An 8054-nucleotide genomic window follows, 5' to 3' on the forward strand; every position below is an offset into this window, starting at 1 on the left:
TAGGCATATGGCGGGGCGAGATCTTGGTAAACGGGAGCCTACGGAATCACTCAAATCTCATGCTGGGAAATTTGAATTATTGGATGCAACCTGATTGTCAAGTGAGAAAAACTGCAGAATCGAGTAATAGAGAAAAGGAGCTGCAGTTTGTTAAAGCGAACCCCTGCGACAATGCCAGCAAGTTTGTTGAAAAGATCCCCTGAAGAACAATGGGAGGGGGTTCTGTTGTCTCTTCCGATGGCGTTTCAGGAGGAATGGAGATGGAAAGGCCTCCATTTTCCTGGAAACTGAAACTGAACGCTTCGTTGCCAAAAGGACCTTTAACTTTATAGGGAGCGCTGCTTAATTGACCCTGTTGAGTATCAATAGCCAAACAGGGTTCTATGGACAACAGCGCCACTCCTGTCAGCAGAACCCACCAACATACTAATCTGCAAGCAACGGTCTGGCTCGCTAACCACATACGGATCCCTGATCTTTTTAAAATAATAGAATCAGTATTAATCAGTTTGCCCCACTTTCAAGCAAACAACGGTACCATCAGATTCCTGATATACTGGCTCTCTCAGCTCAAGACATCGAAGCCACCCGTGCACAGACTCAACGACCGACAAGACAAAGCCGTAAAGTATATTGATACCCCCTTGCTGGTTCTGGCAGGTGCCGGGAGTGGCAAAACCAGTGTTATTACCACCAAGATCGCTTACCTGATTCAGGAATGCGGTATCAATGCCCGCAACATCATTGCTGTGACCTTTACCAACAAAGCAGCACGGGAAATGAAAGAACGTGTGGGCAAACTGGTCAAGGGCAGAGCATCCCACGGCTTAACGGTTTCAACGTTTCACAACCTGGGACTGAACCTGATCCGCAAGGAATACAAGACGCTGGGTTATAAACCGGGCTTTTCCATTTTTGATGCTCAGGATGCTCACTCTCTGATTGGTGAACTGATGCAGAGAGAGATGGGATCAGAAGAAGAGAGTGTTGATGCCGTCCAGCACATCATTTCCAGCTGGAAGAACGACCTGATTCTGCCTTCCCAGGCCATGGACAATGCCCGTCAGCCCAACGAGCAACTGGCTGCCAGAGTTTATGAGCATTATAACCGCACGTTAAAAGCCTTTAATGCGGTAGATTTTGATGACCTGATTCTGCAACCGGTCATGCTGTTTCGTGAGCACCCTGAAGTCCTGGAACGCTGGCAGAAAAAAACCCACTATGTATTGGTCGACGAATATCAGGATACCAATGGCGCTCAGTATGAATTAATCAGTCGACTGGTCGGCGATCGGGGCAAACTGACTGTTGTAGGCGACGATGATCAGTCTATTTATGCCTGGCGTGGAGCCCGCCCTGAAAATCTGGCTTTGCTCAAGGAAGATTACCCTTCCCTGAGAGTCATCAAGCTTGAGCAGAATTACCGTTCTACCAGCCGTATTCTGAAAGCAGCCAACACCCTGATTGCCAATAATCCCCACGTATTTGAAAAAACCCTGTGGAGTGACCTGGGAATGGGAGACATCATTCGGGTCATTCGTTGTCGCAATGATGAAATGGAATGCGAACGTATCGCCACCGAGATTCTGACTCAGAAATTGAAGAGTGACACCCACTGGAAAGATTATGCTGTCCTCTACCGGGGTAATTTCCAGTCTCGCTTACTGGAAATGAAGCTTCAGCACCATCAGATTCCTTATCATATCAACGGCGGCACTTCATTTTTCTCCCGGGCTGAAGTCAAAGACATCATGGCCTATCTCAGGCTGCTGGTGAATCAGGATGATGACAATGCCTTTTTGCGAGTAGTCAACGTACCCCGACGGGAGATTGGCCCCTCAACTCTGGAAAAGCTGGGTAACTACGCAGGGACTCATAATCTGAGCCTGTACGCTGCTTCACAGGAAATGGGCCTGCAGGAAGACCTGTCACTCAAATACGTAGAAAAGCTGCGCAACTTTACCGAATGGATGGACTCTGTTTCCCGTCGTTGTCAGACCGACGATGACCCTATTGCCGCTATCAGGGAAATGATTGACGACTGCGGTTATGACAACTGGTTGATGCAAACCACAGCAACACCTGCGGGTGCCGAAAAGAGAATGGGGAATGTCTCTTTCCTGATTGATTCGCTGCAAAAAACGCTGGAAAGAGGCGATGAAGACGCAACGGTAGAAGATGCCATTGCCCGACTGATACTCAGAGACATGATGGAACGCCAGGAAGAGGAAGAAGATAACGACAAGGTGCAACTGTTAACCTTGCATGCGTCCAAAGGTTTGGAGTACCCCTATGTCTTTATGATGGGTATGGAAGAAGACCTCCTGCCACACCGTACCAGTATTGAAGAAGACAATATTGAAGAAGAACGCCGGCTGACTTATGTAGGCATCACTCGTGCCAGAAAGTCTCTGACCATGACATTGGCGGGGCAACGTAAGCAATACGGTGAAATCATAGATACCACACCCAGTCGTTTTCTGGACGAACTGCCTCAGGAAGATCTCGAATACATGGGGTTTGGTCAGAAGGCCAGTCAGGAACAGAATGCCCTGACTGGTAATGCAGCACTGGCTATGTTGCGCAATCGCTTGAGTGATTAAATAGAGGACAAAAAGTCTTTCTGAAGACTTTTCATTTAGTCACTCAAGAGCAGCACCCATCATCTCCGTAGCAATAATCCGGCTGGCTTTGATCACAACAGCGGTTGCAATTATTCGTGCCTCCGAGATCAAAACAACGGATACCCGAACCCCAGCAGTCTGACTGCAGGTTTTCAAGCGTATTCACTTAGGGGGCGTTGACAATTAACAGTTGATCTTGCTTTTCAGGTATTATGCGGCATTTTTCGTATGCCTCGTACTATCTTGCAAGATCATCAGTGGAACTTCATCAAAGACCTACCCCCCGGTAAAACCTCAGACTGCGGCGTCACAGGGAAAGATAACCGCTTGTTCCTCGAAGCCGTTCTGTGGATTGCAAGAACGGGGGCTCCGTGGCGAGATTTACCGGAACATTTTGGAAAATGGAATTCCGTTTATACCCGATATAATCGTTGGTGCGACAAAGGCTCATGGACTGCTGTCTTCGAAGCACTATCATCAGACGTTGATTTTGAGTACATCATGGTTGATGGCAGTATTTCCCGCGTTCATCAGCATGGAGCACCAAAAAAAGTGCTCAGAGTGACGAAGCAGTAGGTCATTCAAGGGGTGGTCTGACGACTAAAATTCATGCAGCAGTCGACGCCCTTGGGAACCCAGTACGCCTGATTCTCACTGCAGGACAGGCGTCAGAGTACGATCAAGCTAACGCACTTATCGACGGGTTTCGTGTTGATTATGTTCTGGCAGATAAAGGGTATGACTCAGATGCCTTTGTCAGAGCGATTTGTGATGCTGGAGCAACCCCAGTAATACCTTCCCGCCGAAACCGAAAGCAGCAGAGAGAATATGATCGTGAGCTCTACAAGGAGAGGAATCTTGTAGAGCGGTTATTTCAGAAGCTTAAGCAATTTCGTCGAGTAGCTACGCGATATGAAAGGTTGGGTCGCAACTATTTGGGTATGCTTCATATAGCAGCTTCAGTGATCTGGCTTGCTTAATTGTCAACGCTCCCTAGTTCAAGTTGCCATTTTTCTTCAACAGCTTGATACCCGCTGTGGCCAGAAACTGTCTGTAGTGCAGCGGCTTCATCCAGACAATCCGCTTCAGATCCTCCTCACTCAAGGTCTCACTGAGAGCGTCTCTCAGACGTAGAGTCTGTCCCACCGGGAACTCGCCCACCATAAACAGAGGCACATTGGCGCCATCCTTATTCTTGCCTACGCCTTCTTCACCCAGGCCTTCTATCACCCTTTTGATGGCAGGAATAAAAGTGCTCTTGGCACACTCGGTTAATTTATTCTGCCCGTCGTTCCAGTCCTTCTCAGTGACACCTTCTGGCGCAGCATCCTGTTGCAAGACCCAGAAGCCTACATAGCCGGCTTCATTCTTCTTACCTTTTAGACGAACGAACAAATGATCAAACGCTCTGGTGGGCAGGGTTTTATTCAATCGAGCCTGTTCGGTTTCGCTGTAACCAAGATTGGGGTAAAACAGATAGTCATCTTTGGGAACCTGTCCATAGACATCAACGGTAGGCATGGCATTCATCGCTTTCAGGACGGGGACATGCTTGAGATCCAGAGTGTCAAAGTCACTGGCAGTGCAAGACTCAGGAAGCTGGTGAAGGAAGTCCTCCTGGATTTTAGTTCCATACTGGTAATCCCCACCTTCGCTGTTATAGGTCACCAGGTCATCCTGCAGAATACCCTCCCGAATTTTATAACCTACGGCATACGTAGTCAGTTGAATAAAATCCAGATTCCGTAGCTCTGCCTCTTCGCCCGCTTTCTGCTTGGCCAGCTTACCCATTAACCGGGCATCTGAGTCCATTTGTACCAGTTTATCCCGGGGGGCTATGAAATGACGGAGCTTCAACACTCGCTTCATATTCTTACGGATATACTGCCCTTTGGTCATGGCCTTGCCATCGACCTCGAGGGTTTTACCCTGGTTATCCTTGAAACCGGCAATGCCAACAAACACAGCTTTGAGCCTGATTTTGTCGTTATCTTTCAGATCGGGCCACTGAAATCGGGCAGACTTTCGGAGATTATCCAGAGCATTGGCAAACAGAATCGTCTCTGAGTCCCTCCCCTGAAGCGATCCCGTATGACCCATACCAGTGACAGAAGCGGCATAAAGATCTTCCTCACCCGGTGACTGGCTATAACTGACATGAACGGGAGAAGCCACTGAACTGGCCAGCACCTTCCCGGGGCTATCTGCCGAGGCCAGCACCATGTTGACCTCGGCATTACTTTCATAGACAACCAGTACCAGGTTCTCTGAGATAGTCTTGGCGAAAGCCATTGAAGAGAGCAAACTGAGTGAAAGCAGGACTATGCTGCTTATGACCCTGAACTTCATCGGATCAACTCCTTTTTATATAGAGCCTTGAGCAATAACACTGTCGAATCAGCAAGGATCAAACAGTGCCTACCAAACAGCCGTTAGCAATAAAAGTACGTGATCTTCAACATAGCCAATGAAATGAAACCCAGACTCATAATTGTTTAGACAGAAACGTTATAAAATATTTACAAAGTCCATTTGTACCAGACTGAATGCCATGCTCCACATGATCAGGCAAATCGTCAAATCAATGATTTTCCAAGCTATTGGGCGAGATAACAGAGGGGCCAGCTTGACAGCACCCAGTCCCAGACCATAAAACCAGATCACCGAAGCAGTCGCTGCTCCTAGTACAAAATAACCACGCTGATCGCCGTATTGAGCACCAATGCTGCCCAACAAAATGATCGTATCAAGATAAACGTGCGGATTAAGTAAGGTCACAGCCAGAGTCGAAAACACCACTGCCCGGATCGACTTTTGAGCCTGTCCTTCAGCCTTCAGTCGCTCAGTTTTGAAACTGCGGCGCAGTGACATCAGACCAAATCCCGTTAGATAAATCACACCAGCCCATCGAGCGGCTTCAAGCAGTGTCTCATTGCTCTGGATAACCGTGCCCAGGCCGAGTACTCCGGCCAATATCAATAAGGCATCACAGACAGCACAAATACTGGCGACCAGAATGGGTGACTCTCGACGTAATCCCTGAGCCAGCAGGAAAGCATTCTGACTGCCAATGGCTATGATCAAACCACCGCTTAACAACAATCCATTCAGGTAAATCTCAAGCATTGCTTACCTTTCTCTTTTTATATTGGGACATACTGTCTGCCGTTCACGATTGGCAGGGTTTAAAAATGCGTCATCAAGTGACAAGGGAGATTGATTAAACAATAATGCGAGACATTAATAAAAATCATAAAGCTAACCCTGCATTAGATAAATTAATATCCCCTTCTATTCAACGATGGCTTAAGCAACATGCTCGACTACAAGTTACTGGATGCGCTGGCGGCAGTAATCACCCACGGTTCATTTGAGAAAGCAGCCCAGGTGCTGTCCATAACTCAGTCAGCGGTTTCCCAGAGAATTAAACTGCTGGAGCAAAGAATAGGCCGCCCATTGCTGATCCGGACATCACCGGTTAAGCCCTCTCCCATTGGTCGACAGCTGTTACGCCATGCTCAGCAGGTACAGTCTCTGGAAAACCAGCTGATGAAAAACCTTTCTGGCGACAAGACAGTGAGCTGGCAAACGGTTCGGCTCGCGGTTAACGCTGACTCTCTGGCCACCTGGTTACCAGCGGTACTGCAGGGCTTATTTAATGAAGGGATTCTCACAGAACTGACTGTGGACGATCAGGATGTCACCACTGACTATTTAAAAGAGGGCGAAGTCATGGGCTGTCTCGCCTCTTCAGCCAAAGTGGTTCAGGGTTGTCGCTGTGATTTCCTGGGAAATATGGAGTACATTGCCGTAGCCACTCCGGCGTTTTACCAGACCTTTCATAGCAAACCTTTCTCACAAATCCCGACGGTTCACTTTGGACGTCAGGATGAGTTACAGAACCGATTCCTCAAAAAGTACTTTCAACTTGAGCCTGGCCAGTTTCCGGCTCACGTCCTGCCTTCCGTTGAAGCGATTCTGCAAGCTGCCAGAAGCGGTATAGCTTATGGTATTGTCCCCAGAATGCAGGCTTTGCCTCATCTTATTGATGAGGAGCTGGTTGAAATGACGCCCGGAAAATCTCTCAGTGTGCCTCTCTACTGGCACTACTGGCAGCTGGAAACAGCCGTTCTAAAGAAAGTCAGTGCTTTAATGATGCGAGAGGCACGCAAACAATTACCGTGTCCCGAAGCGCCTCCTGAGGGACAAGAGTAAGTTGTGAGACATACGACTCAATACCACCATTTAGACACAGCCCCTGTCTAGCAAGCACTTGCAGTCAACACTTGTTTATGCGAAATTCATGAACGCTTAACAAAAAAGCAACATTAATAGCTTTTAATGGCACACCAATGACTGACTGCCGTTGATCTAGTAGTTCAAGACAGCCATACATAATAATTAAAATAATATGGAGTTCTGAAGAAATGGTTGGCCCAAAACCCGATACAATCAGCCTTTTGTTAGCCGTCTTTATCGTCGCCGTTTTGACGACAGCAGCGACTTCGACCCTGATCTGACAAGCTGATAGCATAGGCCAGGGAGTGGCTTACTGACCTTTCAACGGTATAACTGTTTTTCTGTCGCCACGCCTTTCATGGGTACATCCCAGTCTGCTACCGGAATCGAACTCACTTTCTGACACTCATGAGCTAACCCTATCAGTATCGGTTTACTGCTGCGTTCCAGAAAAGCAAAAGTCCGATCGTAATAGCCTCCTCCCATCCCCAGACGATGACCTTTTTCATCAAATCCAGTCAGTGGCATTAGCACCAGATCCAGAGCCTCGGCCTTGACCGTCTTTTCACGATCCAGTTCAGGTTCAGCAATACCATAACGATTATCCACCAGCCGGGTATTAGGCCTGTAGAGCTGGAAATACATCTTGTTGTGATCGTTCTGATCCAGTACTGGCAGATAACAGAATTTGTCCTGCTCCCAGATCACCTGGGCAATAAATCTGGGATCAATTTCGCCATCGCTGGCCAGGTACAGGGCTATATGCTGACTTTGTCGAAAAGCCTCACTGCCACAGACGACAGTAGACAAACTCTCTGCAGCAGCCAGTTGCTGCTCAGCCGACAGGGATTGACGATGACTACGTAACTGCTTGCGCAGGCTGGCTCGATCCATCTGAGATGACACCCGATCATTGTTCTATTCAGGCAATATTGTCGCCTGCTGACCGGGAATAAACAATGCGTGAAACGAACGATGCTCTTCGGTGATTCTTTGCTTATTCCTGCTCTGAAGTAATGCTCCATTTTTCAAAAAGACGACTGATGGTTTTGTTTCTGAGCAAAGCTAGGAGTCTGTCGGACTTAGCCGACCGTAGCGAGAAAAAGTCCGGTTTGAGACAGTTTTTATGATTATTTGAGGCGAATAGCGAGCTATTCAACGAAAAGAATCATAGAAAATGGCCAAATCCGG

General features: G+C 47.9%; 7 protein-coding genes. 3 read left to right on the forward strand and 4 right to left on the reverse strand.

The window, feature by feature from the left end:
• Positions 1-97 precede the first annotated feature (97 nt).
• Positions 98-391 carry a hypothetical protein gene (locus ACR2PX_RS20110; protein ID WP_434001146.1) on the reverse strand — a complete coding sequence of 98 codons (294 nt, stop codon included), beginning with the start codon at positions 389-391 and terminating at the stop codon, positions 98-100.
• A gap of 199 nt (positions 392-590) precedes the next feature.
• Here ACR2PX_RS20110 and rep point away from each other — a divergent pair, with 199 nt between their 5' ends.
• Entirely contained in the window at positions 591-2603 is a 2013-nt protein-coding gene (gene rep / locus ACR2PX_RS20115) for a DNA helicase Rep (RefSeq protein ID WP_434001147.1), read from the forward strand.
• A gap of 249 nt (positions 2604-2852) precedes the next feature.
• A protein-coding gene (locus tag ACR2PX_RS20120; protein WP_434001148.1) for an IS5 family transposase occupies positions 2853-3604 on the forward strand; the annotation gives its coding sequence in 2 pieces (ribosomal slippage) (positions 2853-3176 and positions 3179-3604; 750 coding nt in all).
• A 13-nt stretch (positions 3605-3617) separates the two neighbouring features.
• On the opposite strand, the gene ACR2PX_RS20125 is transcribed toward ACR2PX_RS20120, so the two are convergent.
• Positions 3618-4973 (reverse strand): hypothetical protein, encoded by a 1356-nt coding sequence (locus ACR2PX_RS20125; RefSeq protein WP_434001149.1) that lies wholly within the window; start codon positions 4971-4973, stop codon positions 3618-3620.
• Between the two features lie 159 nt (positions 4974-5132).
• Positions 5133-5750: a LysE/ArgO family amino acid transporter gene (locus ACR2PX_RS20130; protein WP_434001150.1), complete on the reverse strand. Its 618-nt coding sequence runs from the start codon at positions 5748-5750 to the stop codon at positions 5133-5135.
• A 189-nt stretch (positions 5751-5939) separates the two neighbouring features.
• Here ACR2PX_RS20130 and ACR2PX_RS20135 point away from each other — a divergent pair, with 189 nt between their 5' ends.
• Positions 5940-6839, forward strand: a complete 900-nt coding sequence (locus ACR2PX_RS20135; RefSeq protein ID WP_434001151.1) for a LysR family transcriptional regulator ArgP — start codon at positions 5940-5942, stop codon at positions 6837-6839.
• Positions 6840-7184: 345 nt separating this feature from the next.
• On the opposite strand, the gene ACR2PX_RS20140 is transcribed toward ACR2PX_RS20135, so the two are convergent.
• Positions 7185-7757 carry a 5-formyltetrahydrofolate cyclo-ligase gene (locus ACR2PX_RS20140; protein ID WP_434001152.1) on the reverse strand — a complete coding sequence of 191 codons (573 nt, stop codon included), beginning with the start codon at positions 7755-7757 and terminating at the stop codon, positions 7185-7187.
• Between the last annotated feature and the right edge of the window lie 297 nt (positions 7758-8054).

The sequence above is a fragment of the Endozoicomonas sp. genome (assembly GCF_051008435.1).
GTDB lineage: Bacteria > Pseudomonadota > Gammaproteobacteria > Pseudomonadales > Endozoicomonadaceae > Endozoicomonas_A.